Source organism: Williamsia sp. Y853 (assembly GCF_056786495.1).
In genome coordinates, this window is the sequence record NZ_JBXCJC010000005.1 from 42,011 (window position 1) to 63,696 (window position 21,686).

19 protein-coding genes and 1 pseudogene are annotated in these 21,686 nt (G+C 62.8%); 7 read left to right on the forward strand and 13 right to left on the reverse strand.

What is annotated here, in order from left to right; translation table 11 throughout:
- Nucleotides 1-212 precede the first annotated feature (212 nt).
- Nucleotides 213-986, reverse strand: a complete 774-nt coding sequence (locus AC1TPF_RS24780) for an SGNH/GDSL hydrolase family protein (protein ID WP_482145602.1) — start codon at nucleotides 984-986, stop codon at nucleotides 213-215.
- A 250-nt stretch (nucleotides 987-1,236) separates the two neighbouring features.
- On the opposite strand from AC1TPF_RS24780, the gene AC1TPF_RS24785 reads away from it, so the two are divergent.
- A complete protein-coding gene (locus AC1TPF_RS24785) occupies nucleotides 1,237-1,986 on the forward strand; it encodes a glycoside hydrolase family 16 protein (protein ID WP_482145603.1) in 750 nt (249 codons plus the stop codon).
- Here AC1TPF_RS24785 and AC1TPF_RS24790 read toward each other — a convergent pair.
- Complete coding sequence (locus AC1TPF_RS24790; RefSeq protein ID WP_482145604.1) at nucleotides 1,983-2,876, reverse strand: LysR family transcriptional regulator; 894 nt, start codon at nucleotides 2,874-2,876, stop codon at nucleotides 1,983-1,985. The two genes, AC1TPF_RS24785 and AC1TPF_RS24790, sit on opposite strands and share 4 nt — an antisense overlap.
- 146 nt (nucleotides 2,877-3,022) lie before the next feature.
- Here AC1TPF_RS24790 and AC1TPF_RS24795 point away from each other — a divergent pair, with 146 nt between their 5' ends.
- Nucleotides 3,023-4,258, forward strand: coding sequence for an allantoate amidohydrolase (locus AC1TPF_RS24795; protein ID WP_482145605.1), 1,236 nt, complete (start codon nucleotides 3,023-3,025; stop codon nucleotides 4,256-4,258).
- 46 nt (nucleotides 4,259-4,304) lie between these two features.
- Nucleotides 4,305-5,495: an NAD(P)/FAD-dependent oxidoreductase gene (locus tag AC1TPF_RS24800; RefSeq protein WP_482145606.1), complete on the forward strand. Its 1,191-nt coding sequence runs from the start codon at nucleotides 4,305-4,307 to the stop codon at nucleotides 5,493-5,495.
- 63 nt (nucleotides 5,496-5,558) lie between these two features.
- Here the strand turns inward: AC1TPF_RS24800 and AC1TPF_RS24805 are convergent, their stop codons facing one another.
- From AC1TPF_RS24805 to AC1TPF_RS24845, 9 genes are all read right to left on the reverse strand, one after another.
- Nucleotides 5,559-6,071 carry a flavin reductase family protein gene (locus AC1TPF_RS24805; RefSeq protein WP_482145607.1) on the reverse strand — a complete coding sequence of 171 codons (513 nt, stop codon included), beginning with the start codon at nucleotides 6,069-6,071 and terminating at the stop codon, nucleotides 5,559-5,561.
- 51 nt (nucleotides 6,072-6,122) lie between these two features.
- Nucleotides 6,123-7,298 carry an acyl-CoA dehydrogenase family protein gene (locus AC1TPF_RS24810; protein ID WP_482145608.1) on the reverse strand — a complete coding sequence of 392 codons (1,176 nt, stop codon included), beginning with the start codon at nucleotides 7,296-7,298 and terminating at the stop codon, nucleotides 6,123-6,125.
- A gap of 86 nt (nucleotides 7,299-7,384) precedes the next feature.
- A complete protein-coding gene (locus tag AC1TPF_RS24815) occupies nucleotides 7,385-8,761 on the reverse strand; it encodes an MmgE/PrpD family protein (protein ID WP_482145609.1) in 1,377 nt (458 codons plus the stop codon).
- Nucleotides 8,762-8,799: 38 nt separating this feature from the next.
- Nucleotides 8,800-10,017, reverse strand: coding sequence for a M20/M25/M40 family metallo-hydrolase (locus AC1TPF_RS24820; protein ID WP_482145610.1), 1,218 nt, complete (start codon nucleotides 10,015-10,017; stop codon nucleotides 8,800-8,802).
- Nucleotides 10,010-10,696 (reverse strand): DUF1028 domain-containing protein, encoded by a 687-nt coding sequence (locus tag AC1TPF_RS24825; RefSeq protein WP_482145611.1) that lies wholly within the window; start codon nucleotides 10,694-10,696, stop codon nucleotides 10,010-10,012. Before AC1TPF_RS24825 ends, AC1TPF_RS24820 begins: the two co-directional genes overlap by 8 nt.
- Complete coding sequence (locus tag AC1TPF_RS24830; RefSeq protein WP_482145612.1) at nucleotides 10,693-11,793, reverse strand: ABC transporter ATP-binding protein; 1,101 nt, start codon at nucleotides 11,791-11,793, stop codon at nucleotides 10,693-10,695. Before AC1TPF_RS24830 ends, AC1TPF_RS24825 begins: the two co-directional genes overlap by 4 nt.
- Nucleotides 11,790-12,602 carry an ABC transporter permease gene (locus AC1TPF_RS24835; RefSeq protein WP_482145613.1) on the reverse strand — a complete coding sequence of 271 codons (813 nt, stop codon included), beginning with the start codon at nucleotides 12,600-12,602 and terminating at the stop codon, nucleotides 11,790-11,792. Before AC1TPF_RS24835 ends, AC1TPF_RS24830 begins: the two co-directional genes overlap by 4 nt.
- Nucleotides 12,599-13,522 (reverse strand): ABC transporter permease, encoded by a 924-nt coding sequence (locus AC1TPF_RS24840; RefSeq protein WP_482145614.1) that lies wholly within the window; start codon nucleotides 13,520-13,522, stop codon nucleotides 12,599-12,601. Before AC1TPF_RS24840 ends, AC1TPF_RS24835 begins: the two co-directional genes overlap by 4 nt.
- Nucleotides 13,522-14,571 (reverse strand): ABC transporter substrate-binding protein, encoded by a 1,050-nt coding sequence (locus tag AC1TPF_RS24845; protein WP_482145615.1) that lies wholly within the window; start codon nucleotides 14,569-14,571, stop codon nucleotides 13,522-13,524. Before AC1TPF_RS24845 ends, AC1TPF_RS24840 begins: the two co-directional genes overlap by 1 nt.
- Nucleotides 14,572-14,746: 175 nt before the next feature.
- Here AC1TPF_RS24845 and AC1TPF_RS24850 point away from each other — a divergent pair, with 175 nt between their 5' ends.
- The 3 genes from AC1TPF_RS24850 (at nucleotide 14,747) to AC1TPF_RS24860 (ending at nucleotide 18,305) form a co-directional block, all read left to right on the forward strand.
- Nucleotides 14,747-15,538 (forward strand): IclR family transcriptional regulator, encoded by a 792-nt coding sequence (locus tag AC1TPF_RS24850; RefSeq protein ID WP_482145616.1) that lies wholly within the window; start codon nucleotides 14,747-14,749, stop codon nucleotides 15,536-15,538.
- Nucleotides 15,535-16,368: a nitrilase-related carbon-nitrogen hydrolase gene (locus tag AC1TPF_RS24855; RefSeq protein ID WP_482145617.1), complete on the forward strand. Its 834-nt coding sequence runs from the start codon at nucleotides 15,535-15,537 to the stop codon at nucleotides 16,366-16,368. The genes AC1TPF_RS24850 and AC1TPF_RS24855 overlap by 4 nt, the downstream gene beginning before the upstream one ends.
- Before the next feature lie 1,079 nt (nucleotides 16,369-17,447).
- Complete coding sequence (locus AC1TPF_RS24860) at nucleotides 17,448-18,305, forward strand: arylamine N-acetyltransferase family protein (protein WP_482145618.1); 858 nt, start codon at nucleotides 17,448-17,450, stop codon at nucleotides 18,303-18,305.
- A 173-nt stretch (nucleotides 18,306-18,478) separates the two neighbouring features.
- On the opposite strand, the gene AC1TPF_RS24865 is transcribed toward AC1TPF_RS24860, so the two are convergent.
- Complete coding sequence (locus tag AC1TPF_RS24865; RefSeq protein ID WP_482145619.1) at nucleotides 18,479-18,793, reverse strand: amphi-Trp domain-containing protein; 315 nt, start codon at nucleotides 18,791-18,793, stop codon at nucleotides 18,479-18,481.
- A gap of 161 nt (nucleotides 18,794-18,954) precedes the next feature.
- A pseudogene (locus AC1TPF_RS24870) lies at nucleotides 18,955-19,091 on the reverse strand (dihydrofolate reductase family protein); the annotation flags it as partial.
- A gap of 197 nt (nucleotides 19,092-19,288) precedes the next feature.
- Here AC1TPF_RS24870 and AC1TPF_RS24875 point away from each other — a divergent pair.
- A complete protein-coding gene (locus AC1TPF_RS24875; RefSeq protein ID WP_482145708.1) occupies nucleotides 19,289-21,643 on the forward strand; it encodes an arylsulfatase in 2,355 nt (784 codons plus the stop codon).
- The last annotated feature ends 43 nt before the right edge of the window (nucleotides 21,644-21,686 follow it).

A 21,686-nucleotide genomic window follows, 5' to 3' on the forward strand; every position in this document is an offset into this window, starting at 1 on the left:
GAGAAATTGCAATTTCCGAAAGAAGTTCTTCATATGTGTGACCACGGATAACATCAAAAGAGCAGGTGGTAAATCATCTGGCTTAACGCCCACCGGTTGAATTGCACGCCCACGATGGGTCGCCCTGCGGAGGAAAACCGCTGCGGGTAGGCGAATGCAATGTGTCTTTTATGATTCGCAATTGATGGCGCCTGGCGCACAAGCCAGAATGGTCAGGGGTGTGTGCCCAAGAACTCCGCAACGGAATCGGCAACGACGGCTGCTGCTTTGTCGTTGAGATGAATCTGATCGGTCAAGAGCACCAAACCGTTTCGCGCGGACACTGAATCCCAGGAACGTCGAAGGATGCGGTGGCTCAGGGTGGCCATGATGATCGGCCCCGTTTTTCCCTCGTAAGGTGGCGGATTGTGGACAGCGGGCAACAGATCGACGAGCCGTTGGTGCACAGGTAGGCAGGCCAGACCATGGGCGCTCGCGATTTCTCGGAGCGCTCCGTTGTAGGTGTTCACATGTTCGTTGATCACGCTGCCGCGGTCTTCCCCGAGGATGGGTATCTCCAGAACCGCAATTCGCGCGTTGGTCTCGGACGTCAAGCGTCCGAGGATCGCGTCGACACACTCGCCGTACCAATCAAGCGTCGGAACCCGCGGAATCCCTGCGCGCTTTGCGATACTTGGCCCTGCGCTGCTGAAAGCAGCTTGCACATCGTTGGATCCGATCATGAGGGTGACAACATCGGGCTCGCACCGGATGATCTCGTCCATGCGCTGCAATACATTCCAGGCGAGATGACCGTTGGTACCGGCATTGACGAACTGATGGTTGCGATCGGCATACCTGGACTGCAGGCTGCCCACCCAGTCAGCGCTGACGTCGCCGCGCGTGATGCTGTCACCCGCACACAGCACGAGCTGCCTGGTCGACGGCTCTCTGCCGTTCTTCAGGTGCGCAGCCGGAGTGTACTTCTGGCGATCGGTCCTACTCACGCGGCCAACTGTAGAGCTCGCGGCGTTTTCGCGAGTGGTGGAAGCACTCTGCGTCGCCGAGGCTATCGATGGTGCGTTCTGGCCGTGCGTTGTTCGGACTCACCAATCGTCTTCGTCAGGGTCGACGACGTGGCCCGTGCGCGATAGCCGCTCGTCGAAGTGAGATCAGCAATAAGCAGGCTATGTAATCGGGGATTATGGAAAGTCTTGGAGGCTGACGGATATGGCTGGCTTGCGCACAATTCGACGCGTGGCGGGGGTGGCCATTGGACTTGTTCCCCTGTGGCTGGTCACGGTGGGGCCGACGACGGCACTGGATCTGGGCTCGTCGTCTCTGGGGACGCCGGAGTCGGCACGTTGCACGACGACTGCAGCAGACCGGTACGGGTGGGGGACGGCGGAGCACTCTGACGATTTCGACAGTGTCGCTTCGTTGGATCGTTGGGAGTTGTACGACGGTCCGGGCCACGACAACAACGGGCGACGTACCCCGGATGCAGTCGGCGTCTCCGGTGGAAGTTTGGTGATCAGTGCCGACATCGCCGGGAATTCCGGTGGGCTGACGCCGAAGTGGGACGGCCGGAAGTACGGACGCTGGGAGATCTGTTCACGTGCGACGATCGCAGGCCCGGCGTGGACTGCGGCGGCACTCCTGTGGCCTGATGCCGAGGACTGGCCAGAAGGTGGTGAAGTCGACTTCATGGAGATTTCAGACGGGACGCGGCAGACGGCCAGTTACTTCCTGCACTACGGTGCCCAGGACTCCATCGAGCAGCACCACGCGATCGTGAATTCGACGCAGTGGCACAGTTGGGCGGTCGAATGGACGCCACAACACATCAAGGTCTTCAGGAACGGAAATGTCTGGGGCACAAGCTCAATCGTTGACCGGCTTCCGCCGCGACCGATGCACCTGACACTGCAACTCGACAACTTCGGAGGGTTCACATTCCCGGCGGGGCAGATGTACGTGGACCGAGTGGCCGAGTACGGGATCTAGTCTCGGTCGCGGCGGCTGCCGTCCGGGTCAAGGCAACGCAGAAAGTTGCCGACAGCAGCTGAGTTCTCGCCGGCGCGGGTCGCCACCATCAGCGACGTGCGCGGTGCACCGTCGATGGGCAATATGACGATGTCCGGGGTCTGCACTCGTGACACCGATGCCGGCAGTATCGAAATGCCGACACCGGCGGATACCAGGCCCACGACGGTTTCGTGATGGACCGCTTCCTGGACGACGGTGAGTTCAACCGTGTGTGGTCGCAGCATGTTCCACACCTGAGCGACGAATCCCGGCATCATCTCGCGCGGGAACAGCACCAGTGCCTCGTTTGCCAGCTGAGCCGGTGCGACTGATCGCAGACGTGCCAGCGGATGCCCCTTGGGTACAACTGCCACCATCTCCTCGGCAAGCAGTGGCTCGACGACGATGTCGTCGTGGACCGCGTCTGTCCTGAGCAGGCCGACATCGAGTGCGTTCGTGCGGAGGGCTTCGAGTTGTTCTTGGGTGGTCAGCGGATCCAACTTGACCTCTACCGAGGGGTACTCGTCCCGGAATCGCCGTACCGCGCTCGGTAGGACGGTGACGCTGGCAGAGCTGACGAAACCGACCCGCACCCGGCCTCGTTTTCCGGCACCGATATCCGCGGCCTCGACGACTGCGTCCTCGAGAGTCGCAAGCAGTGCGGGCGCGCGTTCTGCGAACGCCGCCCCGGCCGCCGTCAGCGCGACTCGTCTCGTCGATCGATCGAACAGTCGCGTACCGATCTCTGACTCGAGCTCACGGATGTGCACGCTGAGCGGTGGCTGCGACATATGTAGTCGTGCAGCCGCTTTGCCGAAGTGCAGTTCCTCTGCGACTGCGATGAAGTACCGCAGGTGTCTGAGTTCCATGCCGCCATTATTCCGCATTCCCTATCAATGGTGCGCATCTGGGTATTGGACTGAGAACAATCGACTTGATGTACTTAATGGCCGCATCGATGGTTCTGGTCGATGCGCACCGACAGCGCGTGACCCGACGAAGGAATTCTCTCTCTATGACCAACTCCACTGTCAGTCCGGGCTCGGTGGCCGGACTGATGTCCGACATCGCCGACATCGGAAACGACCCCACCCGTGGTGGCTACAGCCGCCCCGTCTACTCCGGCGCCGACATGGAGCTTCGCGAATGGTTCATCGCAGAGGCGCGCCGTCGATCACTCGACGTCGAAACCGACCGTAACGGCATCATTTGGGCGTGGTGGAACCCTGCAGGCCTGCCCCTGCGCGACGCCGTGGCCACCGGTAGTCACCTGGATTCCGTGCCGGGCGGCGGCGCATACGACGGACCGCTCGGTGTGGCGACTGCCTTGGTGGCCATTGATCTACTTCGGCTTCGAGGCGTCGTACCGCGCCGCCCTGTCGTGCTGGCCGTGTTCCCGGAAGAGGAAGGCTCGCGATACGGACTTGCTTGTCTCGGTTCGCAATTGCTCACCGGCGATGTCCATCCGGACCGTGTGCGCGCGCTCTCTGACTCCGATGGGGTCACGTATGCAGAACTGGCCATCGCGAACGGCCACGACCCCCGGCACATCGGACCCGACCCGGAGCGGCTCGCCGGCATCGGCGTATTCGTCGAACTGCATGTCGAGCAGGGGAGGGGCCTGATCGACCTCGGTCAGTCGGTTGCCATCGGCTCGTCGATCATCGGTCATGGCCGGTGGCGGCTGTCGTTCACCGGCCAGGGCAACCACGCAGGCACCACACTCATGTCCGACCGCAGCGACCCGATGATCGCCGCCGCCCAGACGGTTCTCGATGTTCGACGGCTCGCGCGCAACCACCGTGATGCCCGTGCCACGGTCGGCAAGCTCGACCCGATCCCGGGTGGCACCAACGTCATCGCGTCGCGGGTCGATGTATGGCTCGATGTCCGTCACGACTCCGATGCTGTTGTGGCCGAGATCGTCTCGGACATCGCCGCCGCGGGCCGTCGCTCTGGTGCAGACGAAGGATGCGAGGTCTCGCTGACCGAAGCATCCGTCTCCCCGACAGTGTCCTTTGATCCGACGTTGCGTGATCGGCTCTGTCGCGTTCTGCCGAACGCACCCATCCTGGCGACCGGCGCCGGTCACGACGCCGGAGTGTTGGCCGCGCACTTGCCGACCGCAATGCTGTTCGTCAGAAATCCCACCGGAATCTCGCATGCCCCAGAGGAATACGTCGAGAATTCCGACGCCGAAGCGGGTGCAGTCGCCCTCGCCGACGTCCTGCAGGACCTGGCAAGTCGCTGATATCCCGACCAATGACCCACCATCGAACCCGAAGGAATCAAAAGAGATGACCGAGACAGCCAACTACGTCATTGTCGGCGGCGGACTGGAAGGACTTGCCATCGCGTGGTCGCTCGCCGATCGCGGCGAGACCGGGATCGTCGTCGTCGAACGACACGCCATCTGTTCCGGCATGACCGGCAAATCGAGCGGGGTTGTGCGTGCCCACTACGGCACCCCGTCGCTGGCCGCCATGTCCTGGTACAGCGTCGACATCTTCGAACGAGCTACCGAACTGTTCGGCGACGACATGGCATTCCAGCAATGCGGATATGTCGTCGGTGTGGCGGAGAACAACATCGAACCACTGCAGAAGAACGTCGCGATGATGCAGGGCCTGGGTGTCGAGGTCGACCTGATCGGCCACGACAAGATGAGTGAACTCTGGCCGAAGCTGCATCTCGACGATTTCGCCGCGTTCGCGTATGAGCCCCGAGGTGGCCGAGGCGAGGCGTCGATGGCCGGGATGGCATTCGGAGTGGCGGCTCGCCGTCGCGGCGTCACCATTCGGCAATCGACTGAAGTGACCGAACTTCTCCGCGGAGACGATGACCGGGTATACGGCGTGCGGCTTGCGAGCGGTGATGAGATCCACAGCGGCACAGTCATCCTCGCGACCGGACCGTGGGCCCCGCGTCTGACCGCACCCCTGGGCTTCAACCTCGACGTCAAGGCGCAGCGAGCCCAGCTGGTACTCATCGATCAAGGCGAGCCCACCCCGGTGGTGCCGGTGCTCTCCGACCTCGCGGGACTGTCCTATGTGTGTCGCGAGCCGAACGGTGAACTGCTGGTTGGTAACTCCGATCACCAGACCCCGGAATACATCGATCCAGATAATTACGTCAACCGGGCGGATGACGACACGTTCGAGAAGATCGTCATGAAGATGGGCCATCGTCTTCCGGACATGCCCGACCCGCGTGTCACCAGCTCATACGTAGGTGCATATGACGTCACGCCGGACTACAACCCCATCATCGGTCCGTCGCCGGTCGACGGTTTGTTCTTGGCCACCGGATTCTCCGGTCACGGATTCAAGATCTCTCCGGCTGTCGGCAAGCTCGTCGCCGATCTGGTGACCGACGGTACAACCACACTGCCGAATGTCGAACCCCGCGACTTCCGGTATTCCCGCTTTGCCGAGAACGATCTGCTGCTGAGTCTGAACCCCTATGAGGGTGCCGCCGAAATGCGCTGACTCCCGGCCAAAATGCCACCGCCCCGAATCGGAATCGATTCGGGGCGGTGGCATTTGATGCAGTCAGTTGACGCTCGGCGGCAGGTCGGGAACCAGTCCGCGGAAGTTGCCTGCGAGGTACACCAGCGGTTCGTGTTCGGCATCGACATCGAGGCCGACCACCCGAAACAGCACGAGGAGGTGGTCGCCGGCGGGCTGGATGCTCTGAATCTCACATTCCAGCCGGACGCCCGCTCCCTGCACGAGCACGGCACCGCCGGGCGTCACAACTGTGTCGACGCCCGCGAATCGATCTCCCTCTTTCGCCGCCAGCGCTCCACATACAGCTCCCTGGTCCGCCGCCAGCACACTGATGCCGAGCCGCTGAGCATCCTGCAGGCGCCGCCAGGTGCGCGAGCCGTTCATGACGGACAGCGACACCAGCGGCGGATCCAACGACACCGCGGTGAAAGAACTTGCGGCCATGCCGATCAACTCACCCTCGACCTGACCGCATACGGCGGTGACCCCGGTCGGGATTCTCGCGTACGCGGCCTTGAGAGCCAACGGATCGGTGGTGGTTGTCATCGATTGCATGAGTGCGCTCCCGTGATGTTGAAGGCCGAAAGGTGATTGTGCGGTGAGCCGTCAGGCCTGGGTCGGGGTCAGTCCGCCGTTGCCGTTGACCGAGAACCCCTGCGTCAGCAGCGATGCACCGAGATTGCGGGTGTAGTTGTCCACGCGGTAATGCAGCGAGAACGCCCGGGTATCGCGGTAGAAACGCTCGAGCGGGTAGGTCTTGAACATCGAGCGCGATCCGCAGATGTCCAGGCAACGAGACGTGACCTCGAGGGAGACCTGCTTGGCGACGGTGAGGGTGTGGACGCCGCGGAACTCGCCCTCCGATCGCTGGCCCGCATCCCACGCGGCTGCTGCGTCGAACATCCCGGCGCGAGCGGTCGAGATCTTGGCTGCGAGTTCACCGAGCTGGAACTGGATCAGTTCACTGTCGGCGAGTTGCGGACGCTCGCGCACCCAATTGACGGTGAAGTCGAACGCGCCACGAGCAGCACCGAGGTGGTTGGCCACAAAAGCGAGCGTGAATGTGCGGGTGTCGTCGGTCTCCCACGCGCCCGGCTCACCGAAGATCGCGTCGTCGGGGAGCACGTAGTCGGTCACCTTGACCGCCCAGCTGACGGTCGATCGCATGCCGAGCACGTCCCAGTTGTCGATCAGTTCGACCTCGGGGACGTCGCGGGGGACGAGCACCGCGACCGTGCGGTGGTCGTAGGTTTCGGTGCCCGGCAACGCCAGCCAGATGATGTAGTGCGAGGCGCCGGGGCCGAGGGAGGCAAAGTGCTTGGTGCAGTTGAGGACCCACTGGCCCTGCTCATTGCGGGTCAATTGGCTGCTCGACGTGCCGACGTTGTTCTTGCCGGGAACTGCCTCGCTGCCCACGGAAGCGACAAGCTGGCCGGCTTTGGCGATCGGGGCGACGTACTTTTCCATCTGTGCATCGGTGGCCGCGTGAGACAGCATGCCGATGGCGTGGGAGTGGACCTGGAAGAGCTGTGCCGTCGGAGCATCGATGGCGGCAATTCGCTCGATGAGCTCGTAGTACTCGGCGAAGCCACCCTCACTCCACAGGCCGGCGCCACCCCACTTCTCGGGAAGCGTCAGGGCAAGGAGATCCGCTTCGTGCAGTTCGGTGAAGTTCTCGGTGGGGAAGATCGCCTCTTCGTCGTAGCGGCGAGCGCGGTCACGGAAACCTGTGGCGAGCGCATCGATGGCAGCGAGGCGTTTGGTCTGTTCGGGGGAGGTCATGATTTCTCCTTCAGTGATGGATTACGACGGTGAGGTGTAGGGCATGGAAATGGGCGCGGTACCCGCGCATGAGGTGAGGAGGTCGATCAGGCGGCGCCGAGGTCCCCCTCTTCGATCGGGGTCAGCGGATAGGTCAACGGGTGCAATGGATCTCCGTCCACCAAGTCTCGGAAGGCAACAGGTGATGGGGTGGGATCGAAGGCCGCCCATCGCTCGTCGGGGACGGTGGGGAACTTGGCGCGCACCACGTCCTCCCACTGTGGATCGTCCGCGTTCCCGGCCGCGGAGTACGGCCCGCTGTCCACTGTCCGGCCGTCTGCGAGGGTCAGTTGGAGCGCGCTGCGACGAACCGCGGGAAACCCGGCTTCGAGTTCGGGGTCGACGACGATCTCCACGAGATCGGCCATCCGGGCGATCGTCGGATCACCGAGGTCGCGTGTTATCGACTCCATCCCGAAACCGCCGGTGGTCAGGTAGGTGGCCAGCGGCCAGATCAGATTGAACTGGGCCTCTTCGCTGGTGGTCGGCACCAGCCGGGCCAGGTCGGCCGCGGCCTGGAAGGTTCGGACCCGGACACCGGTCACGTCGGCGGGATCGAGTCGTTCGAGGCCTAGGTCGCGCAGGACCTGCTCGGCGGCGGCCAGCGCCGGGTGCACCCAGCGACAGCACGGGAAGGGCTTGACGTAGATCTGCATCACCTGCCATTCGCTGCCCAGATCGGCGGTGTCGCCGTGAAGACGATCGGCGACGAATTCGGAACGGTGAGCGGTGAATCCGGCGGCCGCGAGTTGGGCGCTGGTCACGCCGACGTGCGCGCCCCACCCCATCGCATCCTTGGCCATCGTGGGTTCGGCCACTGCCCGCATGATCAGGTCGACCGGAGCGTGGTATTCCGCCAACCCGATTGCGGCGTCAACCTGCTTCGGCGACAGCTTCAGAAGCCGAGCGCTTGCAGCCGCGGCGCCGATGGCGCCCCAGGTGCCGCTGCTGTGAAAGAGCGGCCAACGATCGTGCTGGGCGATCGCGGCGCGGATGCCGACCTCGTAGCCGATCAGCGTGGCCAGGAGGAATTCCTCGTGGGTCGCGCCGGTTGCCTCGGCCATCGCCAGCGCGGCCGGGATGATCACGGCTCCCGGGTGCCCCTTGGCGAGTGCATGCCCGTCGTCGTAATCGACGGCGTTCATCAGCGTGCCGTTTGCCAGTGCTGCGCCCGGTGTCGATGCGCGACGTCCGTCGAGCAGGCAGGTGGCCTCCTCGCCGCGCATCGTGGTCGTGACGAAGTCGGTGATGATCTGTGCCGCAAGCAGTTCGGTGCCGGCGCGGGCCGCGACGGAGGCGTCGAGGCACAACATGCCGAGTCTGCGCCGTACCTCAGGCGGTACCTGCTGCCAGGTGAGCCCGACGATGAACTCGAGAACGTCACTCGTATCAACAGTTGTTGTATCAACAACTTGACTAGTCATATTTGCAACACCCTGGACACACGTGAGCGAGTCGCTTGTCATTTGTGGTCCTCCTGGTTCGGTAGATGTTGGGCGAGTTCGCCTGCGTGAGCGATGAGCGCGGCGAGTATTGCCGTGTGGGGCACAACCGAATTGCGCAGCACCGATTCGGCGCGGCTGCACTGGTCGAAGGCGGTTGGTCCCAAACCGTCGAGCGCGAGGGGACTGAACTGTCCGACAAGGCTGGCGTCCGAGCCGCCCATCTCATCGATCCGTCGCAGCGACAGTCCGGCTGCCGACGCCAGATCTTCGGCGAGTGAATACACAGGGTTGGTGACGGTGCGGGGGAGTGCGGGTCTTGTTATGCCCCCTGAGATCTCGATGGTGACGCCGTTGCCGGAGCGTGCTTCGGCCAGGCGGCGAACCTCGGCGACCAGTGACTCACCTGCCGCGTTGTCGGGGGCACGCAGATCCAGGTGGAGTTCGGCATGATCGGGAACGACCTGGCGAGCGGTGCCGCTGCGCAGGATCCCGGCGGTGCAAATCGTGCGTCGATCCCGGTCGGTGAGCGATTCGAACTTCGCCACCAGCGGTGCCAATGCGCGAAGGGCACTTACACCATTGTTGTCGGTGGAGTGTGATGTCTTTCCGTGAGCGGTGATGATCATGGCCCCTACCGCGCCACGGGAGACGATCACACCACCATCCGCCAGACCAGCCTCCAGGGCCAGACATACGTCCGTGCGTCGCCCGAGGTCCGCCAGCCATTCGCGACTGTCGACACTGCCGAGTTCCTCATCCGGCACAAGTGCGTAGGTGATCGAGGCGACGCCCGGCGCCGAGGTTTCGAGGACGGCTTCGATCGCATGGACGGCCATCGCCAGGGCGCATTTCATATCGCCGAGACCGGGTCCGGACATGACGGAGGTGTCGGTCACCACCGGCCAGTCGTCAGTTGATCCCGCCGGCCACACCGTGTCGGCGTGGCCAAGCACGAGCAGCCGAAGTCCGGGTTGCCCGGTGTCCAGGGTGGCCTCGAACGCCTGACCCCGTTCCGGCGCGATCGTGTGCCAGGCCGCAGTGAACCCGAGGGGCTCGAGCCGTTGCGCGACAAGGTTACTCACGCGGTTGACGCCTGCGGGCAGGAACGATCCGCTCTCGACCTCGGTGAGCCGCTCGGCCAGTTCGAGAATGCTCCGCAGTCGCGGCTCGAGCAGTGCGGTGAGCTCGGCGACCGAAGGGGGCGTGGTTCTCTCAGCTGATGTCGTCTCAGGCATCGGCATCCTCCGCGCCGGGCGCCACGCCACGCGCAGCATCGGGATCCAGTGCGCGGCTGACGTATTCTCCGGCCGCGGGACCGTACAACTCCCACAGTCGGCGGAGCTCACGCAGAGGTTCAGGGTGCTCATCGACGCGTAGGTCGACGAGCGGAAACGATTCGTGTCCATGTATCCGAAGGCATGCAGAACGCAGCGGATCCGGCTCGCCGCCTGCGGCCAGCCCGGCTTCGAGTGCGAGAACCAGGCGTTCGCCGAGTTCCAGGTCGCTGCCGGCGTCGAAGGCCTTGCTCGCAGCTTGGCCCACCACGTCGCCGACAAGGATGTTGCCGACGACCACATGGTCTGCCGCGGGTACGACGGTGACACCGGTCGCATCGACGTGCGCACCGGTCCAGCCGACGCCGGGCCCCGTGGTCCCGATGGCCGCGAGCTGGCGCCAATCGGCGTGGACACTGGAATGGCGTGCGCCGTCAACGGCTTCCGCGGCGGTTGCTCCGCGCTCCATCAGGTCGAGCATCCGGGGCCCGAGGCGGGGATCGGTGCGGTGCTGGGTGACGACGGCGCCGACCCCGGTGCGCAGCCATGGCACGCGTGCCCCGACAGCGACGTCGGAAGTGCTTGTGGCAACACCGAGTTGGCCGGTGCGCCCGCAGCGGGCAACGATGGAATAGGTCATTGGGTCACCGCCCACATGTCGGTGCTGCGCCAGGAGACATGACAGGGAGTTCCGACCGTTACATCGGCGGGTACGGTGCGGCTGGCGACGTCGGCGGTGATCACCTGTCCGGTCTCCAGTTCGACCCGCACCGAGGTGCGCGCACCCAGGAAAGCGATGTCCTGCGTGATGCCCTCGGCCCGGAAGTCGGTGTCTGCGCCGGGCTGGAGACTGACCATTTCCGGTCGCAGGATCAGGGTGACTTTCTCGTCTGCGGCGACGTTGCCGACTCCGTCGACATGGCCCTCGCCAATCCCGGGGATGACCACGTCGAAAGAGCCTTGACCTGGACTCGTGACGGTCGCGTCGAGGCTGTTCGAGGCACCCACGAAACCGGCAGCGAAGCGGGTGGTGGGTTGGTGGTAGACATCGGTGGGCGAGGCGACCTGGACCAGATGACCGTCCTGCATGAGCCCGACGCGGTCGGACATCGCGAATGCCTCTTCCTGGTCATGCGTGACATAGACGAACGTGATGCCCAGCCCGTGTTGCACCGATTTGAGCAGCACCTGCATCTGGCGACGCATCCGCAGGTCCAGAGCACCCAGTGGTTCGTCCAGCAGGAGCACGCGGGGGCCGAGGACCAGTGAGCGCGCAAGCGCGACACGCTGTTGCATTCCGCCGCTGAGTTCGCGTGGGCGGTGTTCTTCCTTGCCGGTCAATTCGACCAGATCAAGGAATCGAGAGACCTTCTCCTTGATGACCGACTTGTTCTCTTTGCGCTCGCGAAGCCCGAACGCGACGTTCTCGAACACGTTCAAGTGCGGGAAGAGGGCGTAATTCTGGAAGACGGTGTGCACCGGTCGCTTGTGCGGCGCCACGCTCTGGATCTCGGCATCGTCGACGAGAATGCGTCCAGCGGTGGCCTTTTCGAGGCCGGCGATCATCCGCAGCGTGGTGGTCTTGCCGCAGCCGCTGGGGCCGAGGAGGGAGAAGAACTCACCTCCCTTGATGTCGAGATTGATGCCCTTGACGACTTGGTGGTCGCCGAAGGCGCAGGCGAGATCCTCGAGCCGCAGTGATGCGGGGCTCTGATCCCGATCGGCAGTGGTTGTCATGAGACTTCTTCTTCCGAGGTGGCGCGACGTGACTGCTTGTTGGGCCGACGCGAGGCCAACCCGACCAGACACATCAGTACGAGCGAGACGAACATGAAAGCGACGGCGATCGCGTTGACTTCCGGGGACGTGCCGTGGCGCGAGAGGCTGAGGATGAGTACCGGCAGCGTCTCGGTCTCCGGTCCGGCCAAGAAGACAGTGCTGACCACGTCGTCGAACGAGAACGTGAACGAGAGCAGTGCCGCGATCACCACGGCGGGCATCATCATCGGCCACAGCACCCGCAGGAACACCCGATATGGTGGGGCGCCCAGGTCGGCGGCGGCCTCGTCATACGTGCCCGTCAAGGTGGCGAACCGCGACTGGAGCACCAGCGTCGCGTAGGCCGAACAGAACACGATGTGTCCCGCCACCACCGACCACATACCCGTGCTCAACCCCAGGCGCTGGATGACCACGAGGATGCCTGCAGCGATGACGACTTCCGGGATCATCAATCGCGCGTAGGTGAGGGTTTGCAACACGCCGCCGGCGCGCTTGGGTAGACGGGACACCGCCATCACGGCGGCCAGCGACAGGGTCACCGCGACAACCGTCGAGAGCAGCGCGATCACGCAGCTCGTCAGGAAGTCCTCTCGGACACGTTCGTCGGCGAACGCCCCGGTGATCCACTTGAATGTCGTTCCACCCCAACTGATGAGGTTCTCGTTCGCATTGAACGCATTAATGATCACCATGCCGATGGGCAGGTAGAGAAATGCGAGAACGACAATGGTGACGATGGCTGCCGGGCTGATGCGGCGCGTCATGTGATGTCTCCCAATCGGTCGAGTCGCTTGCGGGACACAAAGAGAACCACAAGCATGACGGTCATCAGAGTGGTCGCGATGGCAGATCCGAACGGGTAGTTGCCGGTGGAGAGGAACTGTTCGGTTTCGACATTGCCGATCAACAGGGTCTTCGAGCCGCCCAGGATCGCCGGGATGGTGTATTCACCGGTTGCCGGGATGCCCACCAGGAGTACACCGGCGATGGTGCCGGGCATGGCCAACTTCACGGTGATCTTCCAGAAGCTTCGGCGCTTGCTCAGTCCCATGTCGGCCGCCGCTTCCCCCAGGCTCGGATCGATGCGATCCAAGGCCATGAACATCGGCAGGATCATCAGAGGCAGGTAGCCGGCGACCATGCCGACACCGATCGCGAAGGGTGAATATCCGAGCTGCGTGCCGTCGGGGACGATATGAAGGAACGCGGCGAGCTTGGTGACCGCGCCTGTCGGTGACAGCAACTCGAGCCAGGCGTAGGTGCGGACCACGAAACTGATCCAGTACGGAACGATGACCGCGACCAGCAGAATAGCCTTGAGTTTGCCGCTGGCCCGGGAGATCGTCAGTGCCACAGGAAATCCGAGTACCACGCAGACGACGGTCATGATGACTGTCATCAGCAGCGACCGCACCACCGCTCCGATATACGTGTCGCTGAACAGTTCACGGTAGTTCTCGAGTGTGAAATCTGACTTCACTTCGAAGGTCAGCAGATCGAACTCGGAGACGCTGTAGATCGCGAGCACTATCAGCGGGACAACGAAAAAGACTGCGACATAGGCGGTCATCGGTGCCGCGAGCAGGATTCCGGACCAGCCGCGAGGTCGTCGCGGCGAGGGTGGGGAGCCCTTCGCGCGCGGCACCGATGCTCCGGGTGGAGCGTCGAGTAGATCCTGGGACATCAGTTCGCCTTGATCCGGTTCCACATCTTGGCCCGCGCTTCGGTGTCCTCCGCCGACAGGAACTGCTCGGCAACAAACGGAGAGGTCTCACTCGGCTTGAGTGCCGGGTTCTCCAGGATGCGCGGCTCGATGAACTGCTCGGCCGACGGCATCAGGTACGAGGCACCGGTGTTGTTGATGAACCCGGCATACGTCTGCGGCTGGAGGCGGGAGTTGAGGAACTTGAGTGCCTCTTCCTTCTTCTTGCTCCCCGGAACGAGTGCGACGCCTTCGATGTAGCCCGGCGTGCCCTCTTCCGGCGAAACCCAGCCCAACGCATCGTTATTCGCACCGGCGAACGCATAGTCAGGGGCCACTGCGATCAAGGCCGAGCCTTCGATCACCGATTTCGCCTGCCCGGTCCGCTGGAAGGCCATCAGGTGCGGCTTGATCTCCTTGATTTTCGCTTCGGCTTCCGCGAGCTCACCACTGTCGGTGGTGTTGATGTCGTAACCGAGAGCGAGAAGGGCGATTGCCACCACGTCGAGGTCGTAGTCCGGGAGCACGATCTTGCCCGACCACTGCTCGGCCCTGTCGAAGAGGTCTTTCCACGATGTCGGGGGATTCGGGACCTTCGCCTTGTCGAAGATGATCCCGGTCTTGCCGAGGTCCGTGGGGATGCCCCACGGGAACTGGTCGACGTACTCCTGCGGCATGTTTGCGAGATTCGGAACCGATGCCGGGTCGAATTCAGCGAGCTGTTTGCCTGCCTCCAACCGGGCAGCCGTGGCATTGCCGACCGCGACGAGGTCGTAAACACCCTTGTCCTTGGCCAATTGGGCAGCCAACGCCGACGAACCGCCTTCAGGCAGTGCAAACTGCTCGATTTTGATCCCGGGGTTGGCCTTCTCGAAGTCCGCGATCTCGGTTGCGCCGACCCAGTCGCCGTAGTTGAGGAACTTCAGGGTTCCGGTGTCGGAGTCCGTCCCTTCCCCGCATGCCGTCAGGGAGACGCCGAGCGCCACGCATACGGTGGTCGCGGAAAGTAGACGCCAGAACTTGCGGCGCATGAGCCCTCTTTTCAAAGGTTGGCAATATAGCAACTGGAGTTGCTGTATGAACACAGTGAATGTTTCACCCGAGAAGTACCTGGTTGGTGACGGGGACGTTAAGAATATGTTTCCGAAGTTGCAAATGAGCCATTTGCTGTTGCGCACATTGCAATTGGTGACGGAGGCTACGATCATGCCGCCAACACGCGATACGAGCATTCGCCGAGGTCTCGAGGTCTTACTCACGCTGCAAACCCGCCGTGCCCGTGAGGGTGGCGGGCTCGGCGTCACGGAGATCGCCGAGATCCTCGATATGGACAAGAGTCAGATCTCGCGCAGCCTCAAGGTGCTCATGGAGTACGGGATGGTCGACAGGGATCCCAAAACTCGTGCCTTCCGGTTGGGGTGGCGAATCTTCAACATGGCGCAAGTGAGCGGCGACCAGCGGTTGCTGGAATGCGCGGGCGAAGTGCTCGACGGCCTACTTGTTCGCCTGGACGAGTCGGTGTACCTCTCTGTCCGCTCTGGTCTCGAGGCGCCGTCGGTGGCCGAGCGGACCGCCAATCACTCGATTCAAGCGATGTCCACGCACTGGTTTCTGTACTCGACGTCCGTTGGCCGAGTGCTGCTCACCGACCGGACGTCTGTCGAAATCCGCGAGATGTACGCCGGACATGACCTGCGCAGTGCGACCGCGGGCGGCGTCCAGACTGTCGACGACCTCATCGAGGCAGTTGCCCGCGCCCGCGACGACGGGCATGCAATCGTCGTCGACGAGTTCGAGGCAGGACTGGCGGCGGTCGGGGTGCCGGTGCGCGACTACCGGGGAGTGCTGATCGCCTCTCTCGGTGTTTCCGGGCCGACCTTCCGTCTGGAGCCGAAGATCGACCAGGCCGTGGCAGATCTGAAGAATGCCGCGAAAGAACTCGAAGACCTCCTGGCGCTGCGTGGCGACGAGCGATTCCCGCTGGGACGGAACGCATGACCCCGCCTGCGCAGGTGGCCGTGGTGCAGGTGGCACCTCGGCTGCTCGATCTCGATGCGAACATCGAGCTCACCGTGAATGCGATCGAGGCCGCCCGTGAGCGGTGTGCCGACATTATCGTCGTCCCCGAATTGTCTCTGAGCGGCTATATGTTTGACTCGATGGACGAGGTCCACTCGTGTGCCATCACGGCTAAGCATCCGGTCTTTGCGCGATGGGCGCAGGCGCTCGCGGGCTCACCGGGACTGGTTGTCGGCGGGTTCGCCGAGAAGTCGGGTGACAACGTCTATATCAGCGCGGCGATGGTCAGCGCGGACGGCGTCCAAGCGGTCTACAGAAAGACGCATCTCTGGAACCTCGAGAAGCGATTCTTCACTGCGGGCGTCGACGCGCCACCGATCGTCGACACCGAGTTCGGCCGAGTGGGTGTGCTCATCTGTTACGACCTGGAGTTCCCGGAAATGGCCAGGAGCCTTGCCATGCGGGGTGCCGACCTGATCACCGTGCCGACCAACTGGGCGCTCGAAACCCGACCCTACGGCGACGAACCCCCACAGATCATGCTGGCTCGGGCCGCAGCCCGAATCAATCACGTCTACATCGCCTGTGCCGACCGCGCCGGACGCGAGCGAGACCAGGACTTCACCGGCGGCTCGGCCGTCATCGACACGGCCGGATGGGTGCTCGACAGACCGGACGCCGATGGGTTCGCGGGCGCTCAACTTTCGCTGACAACAGCTCGCGACAGACAGATCTCCACCGTTAATCATGTGTTCGACGACCGACGTCTCGAGCTGTATACGGCGTCCTCATCATCGGTTGCTACTTGAGCGTCCCGGCGCTCAGTCTCTAATCTGGGATCAGTGGTCCTGTACACCAACAACTTTCGTGTGCGGCAAGTCTCTTGAGGGGATTGTTGCGGTCAGTGGATCAGAGTGCTAAAAAAGATCTTGCACAGATTGGTCGCCCGCCAGGGTGGTGGCCCGCGAGTGATGTAGGAGGTGGCTTATCGAGATCGAGCCTTCGGATATCGCCAGATCCATCGAACCCGTATCCGGCTGACGAGCGAGCGCTGACCCGCGCTACGCGCAGTCATCGAGCTCGTGCCCGGCCCTGCGGTGTTCCCGACCTTCATGTCCGAATGATGTCGAGGAGGTGCCTATCGAGTTAGCTGATGGAATCCGTGGTCCCCACCCGATTCGCGGGTTGGCGACCTTTGGAGAGCACCACCCACACTGAGTCGCCGAGAGGCGACTGAAACCCTTTTCGCAGGTGGTGCCGCCCAGTGATATTCCTGGGCGGCACCACCCTGGACAATCGCCATGAACAACGGCCGGCGTCGTGTTGATCGAACTGGTTGTTGGTGCGGTCAATCGAGAGTGAGAGGAGTATGACGACGGTCTCCACGCACTCCTCGGCCCGACCCGATGCCGATCCCGCAGAGCGCCGGCTGTACCCCGCGCTGCTACTGGAGAACTCGGTGCGAGCGGTCCGAGACGCAACTGATGGTGATCCGTTCCCATGGGATGTGGCAGACGTGGTATCCAATCCTGTACCGCCAGAAGAATATTTGCCGATACTTGGCCGTGGCCGTGGCCGTGGCCGCATGGTCGTCAACGGGCGACTGCATCTAGGCACCACTATCCAAGTCGACAGCAGTATCTTCGTCGCGAGTGTGATCGACGGGCTCTGGGTCGGGGCATTGCAGCCTCGCGGCCGCCACCACCCGAAGGTGAATCTCGAGTTTCCCGCGGCGTAGCAAACGTTCATCCGAAAGGAGAGATGCGCGGATTGCCAGTGACCCGGTGTGCAGATCGTTCCCGATGTCGGCAATTGAGTATTCGCCCCATCGAATATGTGGCTCGCAGGGGCTTGACTTCAAGTGGGGTTGAGGGCGAATCATCGAGAGATGGCCATATCCGGGAAGCTCGACACCGCTGAACCGTCCGTCGACATCGACGCCTACCTCGCTCGCATCGACGTCCACAAGCCGGTTGCTCCGACACCTGAGACCTTGCACGCGCTGGTCGCAGCCCACACCCGCACCATTCCCTTCGAGAATCTAGACCCACTGCTCGGCATACCGGTGGTGGATCTGAGCGCGCGAGCGCTGACCGAGAAGCTTGTGTTCCGTCGTCGTGGTGGCTATTGCTATGAACACAACGGACTCATGCGGTACGCCCTCGAGGCGGTGGGTTTCGACGTTCGGCCGCTGGCCGGTCGTGTGGTGTGGATGCTCGGCACCGATGCTCCCGTACCGGCCCGGACACACCACGTGTTGTCGGTGACTGTTCCCGACACCGGTGTCGAGTACCTCGTGGACGTGGGTTTTGGAGGCCAGACGTTGTCGTCCCCGATTCGGATGGTGGTCGACGAGGTCCAATCGACGCGGCACGAGCCTTACCGGATCTCAAGGGCCGCAGACGAATACCGGCTCGAAGCACTCCTCCGTGGAAGTTGGCATCCGTTGTACACGTTCTCGCGAGAAGCGGTGCCGCAGATCGATCTCCAGGTCGGCAGCTGGTACGTGTCCACCTACCCCGGCTCGATATTCGTCGTAGGAATGACCGTCGCGCGAGTGACCGATGACGCCCGGTGGAATCTCCGGGGGCGAAACCTGACCGTCCATCATCGGGATGGAACCTCCACCCGGACCAGATTCGAGTCCGCCGCCGAGGTGATCGAGCTCCTCGACCGACGTTTCGGTATCGACGTGACAGCGCTCGATGGGTTGAACGAACGTGTAGAGGCGGTCCTAGACACTTAGATCCTGGCCGCAGCGGAAACTGCCGGCAGTGACCCTACGCATGATGTTCGCCACCAACCCCACCTCGCGCGATTACCAATAACAATTTGCCGATGCCATTGGGCCACTGGTCGTCACCCGTAGTTGGGCGCCAAGGGTATGTCCTTCGCTTACACCGATTGCAGCAGTGCGGCTTACTTGTTGGTTGCTTTGCGTGGGGCCGCGCGGCGAGTCGTCTTTGATGGCGCTTTTGCCGGGGGAGCGCTCTCCGAATTGTTCGGGCCGCTGTCACGCCAGCTGATCTCGATTTCGATCTCGGTTTTGTCTCCGTCAACTTCGACTTCGAGCTCGAACTGGACTTGGTCCGCGACTTCGACAGTGATGGAGTCGCCGCCGGAGCCGAGTTCGACCTCGACTCCCTCGGCCAATGCTCGGCCGAGCGCGATCAGCTTTTCTGACGCCTGCTTGCGAGAAAGCGTAGATGTCTTTTTGATCTCCAGCTTTGGCATACGGGGCTCCTGATCTCCGTTGGATGTACTCACCGTATTCCGTCCTGGCGGTGTGATCCTTGAATCGCTGTTTTACCCATTCTCAGCCATCGAAGACTTGGAATCCTCCGCCTCTGAGACCCCCGCCGCCCGGCACATCTCGCATGGCATGGTGCGGGATCAGGCCGGTATATGAGCTCTTGGTGTTGCCATCTGGTGTTCGCGCCTCGATCAGCTCCAGATCGAAATCTGCTGCACCCTCGAAGATTGCACCGTCTCCGGTCTTTCCGGTGATCACCGGAAAGACCGCAACCTGGACGCCTGGCCTCAACCTCCGGTGCACGGGCTTCTCACCCATCTCGGGTGAGGCGCAGATGTGGGATGTCCTTGCAGACTTGAGCGGCGGCAGGAGTAGTTGAGTTGGATCTCCATTCCGGTGAGGTATCGGCGGCTCGATTCCTGAGCGGCAGCCGTGCAGTGATCGGCCACGATGAGGAGTCGACGATGGTGGACAAGTTGAGTGCGGGCCGCGGGAATCTTCCGATTCCAGATCGCGAGTACCTGGGATTGGTGACGTACGACGCGAAGGATCCCGACACCAGCTTTCCGCCGATCGAACCCTTGTTGCCACCCGAGGGCGCACCGAATGTGCTGGTCATCCTGCTCGACGATGTGGGTTACGGAGCCAGCAGCGCATTCGGCGGTCCATCGAACACGCCGACGGCCGAGCGTCTTCAGGCCGGTGGGCTGACCTACAACAGGTTTCATACGACCGCGCTATGTGCGCCGACTCGGGCCGCGTTACTCAGTGGCCGTAACCATCACTCGGTCGGGATGGGGATGATCACCGAGACCGCCACGGCGGCGCCGGGTTCGTCGGGGGTGCGACCCAACACCAAAGCAGCGCTGCCGATGACGTTGAAACTCAACGGGTATTCGACGGCTCAGTTCGGGAAGTGCCACGAAGTGCCGCCATGGCAAACCTCGCCGGTGGGTCCGTTCGATGCGTGGCCGACCGGAGGTGGGGGCTTTGAGCACTTCTACGGCTTCATCGGCGGTGAGAACAATCAGTACTATCCGGCTCTATATGAAGGAATCACACCGGTTGAGGCCGACAAGACCCCCGAAGAGGGCTATCACCTCACGGAAGATCTCGCCGACCGTGCGATCGACTGGATGCGGACCCAAAAGGCACTTGCTCCCGAGAAACCCTTCTTCGTCTACTTCGCGCCCGGCGCCACTCATGCACCCCACCACGTGCCTCCGGAATGGGCCGACAAATATGCCGGCAAGTTTGCAGGCGGCTGGGATGCGCAGCGGGAGGCGATCATTGCGAGGCAGAAGGAACTCGGAGTGGTCCCGGCCGACGCCGTGCTCACGCCGCGTCCGGACGCGATCCCGTCGTGGGATGAGATGAGTGATGATCTCAAACCCGTCTTGGAGCGGCAGATGGAGATCTATGCCGGTTTCCTCGAACACACCGACTTTCACGTCGGCCGAGTCATTGACGCCGTGGAAGCCGTTGGCGCGCTGGATAACACACTGATCTACTACATCATCGGTGACAATGGTGCCTCAGCCGAAGGCACAGTCAACGGTGCGTTCAACGAAATGGCGAACTTCAACGGTCTTGCCGCGATCGAAACGCCAGAGTTCATGGCCGAGATGAAAGACAAACTGGGCGGGGTCGATTCCTACAACCACTACTCGGTGGGCTGGGCATGGGCAATGTGTACGCCGATGCAATGGACCAAACAGGTTGCTTCACACTGGGGCGGCACCCGCAACGGAACCATCGTGCATTGGCCGGCCGGGATATCGAGCAAGGGTGAGGTTCGGTCGCAGTTCACCCACGTGATCGACGTGGCACCAACAATTCTCGAGGCCGCAGGACTGCCTGAACCAACGTTCGTCAACGGCGTCCAGCAGGCGCCGATCGAAGGTGTGAGCATGGCGTACACGTTCGATGCGGCCGAGGTGCCCGAGCGCCACGATCTGCAGTATTTCGAGATGGCCGGTAACCGGGGGATCTACTTCAAGGGCTGGAGCGCGGTGACCCGTCACAGCACTCCCTGGCTTCCAGCCGAAGAGCTTGTTGCTCTCGACGACGACGTATGGGAGCTCTACGACGGTGCCAACGACTGGACCCAGGCGCATGACCTCGCACAAGAGCAGCCGGAGCGACTGGCCGCGCTGCAGCGGTTATGGCTGATCGAGGCGGTGAAGTACAACGTCCTGCCCATCGATGACCGCCGTTTCGAACGCTTGAACGCGACAATCGCCGGCCGGCCGCAACTGATCAAAGGCACGACCCAGGTGTTGTTCCCGGGGATGAAACGCCTCAGCGAACACAGCGTTATCGACATCAAGAACCGGTCGTTCAGCGTCACCGCGGCGATCGACAGTGCGACATCCGGTACCACCAGCGGCGTGATCATCGCGCAAGGTGGCCGATTCGGTGGCTGGGCGCTGTATATCAAGGATGGGTCCGCCGCATTTGTCTACAACCTGTTGGGAATGACCGAGTTCACCGTCGTGGCCGAAAAGGTACTTCCCGCCGGGAGTCATCAGATTCGCGTCGAATTCGCCTATGACGGTGGCGGACTCGCCAAGGGCGGAGGCGTGACCCTGTTCTATGACGGTGTCGCTGTCGGCGAGGGCCGGGTGGAACAGACCCAACCGCTGATCTTCTCTGCTGACGAGACGACCGACATCGGTGACGACTACGGTCTGCCCGTCAGCGCTGCCTACGCCGGCGCGAGCAAATTCAACGGCCGCATCGATGTGGTTCAGATCGTTGTCGGCGACGACGACCATTCCCACCTCATCGACCCCGCAGACATCTCGAGGGTGGCTATCTCACGGCAGTGAACCTCATCGCGTTCAACGATCGCCGCTCCGGGTGATGCCCGGA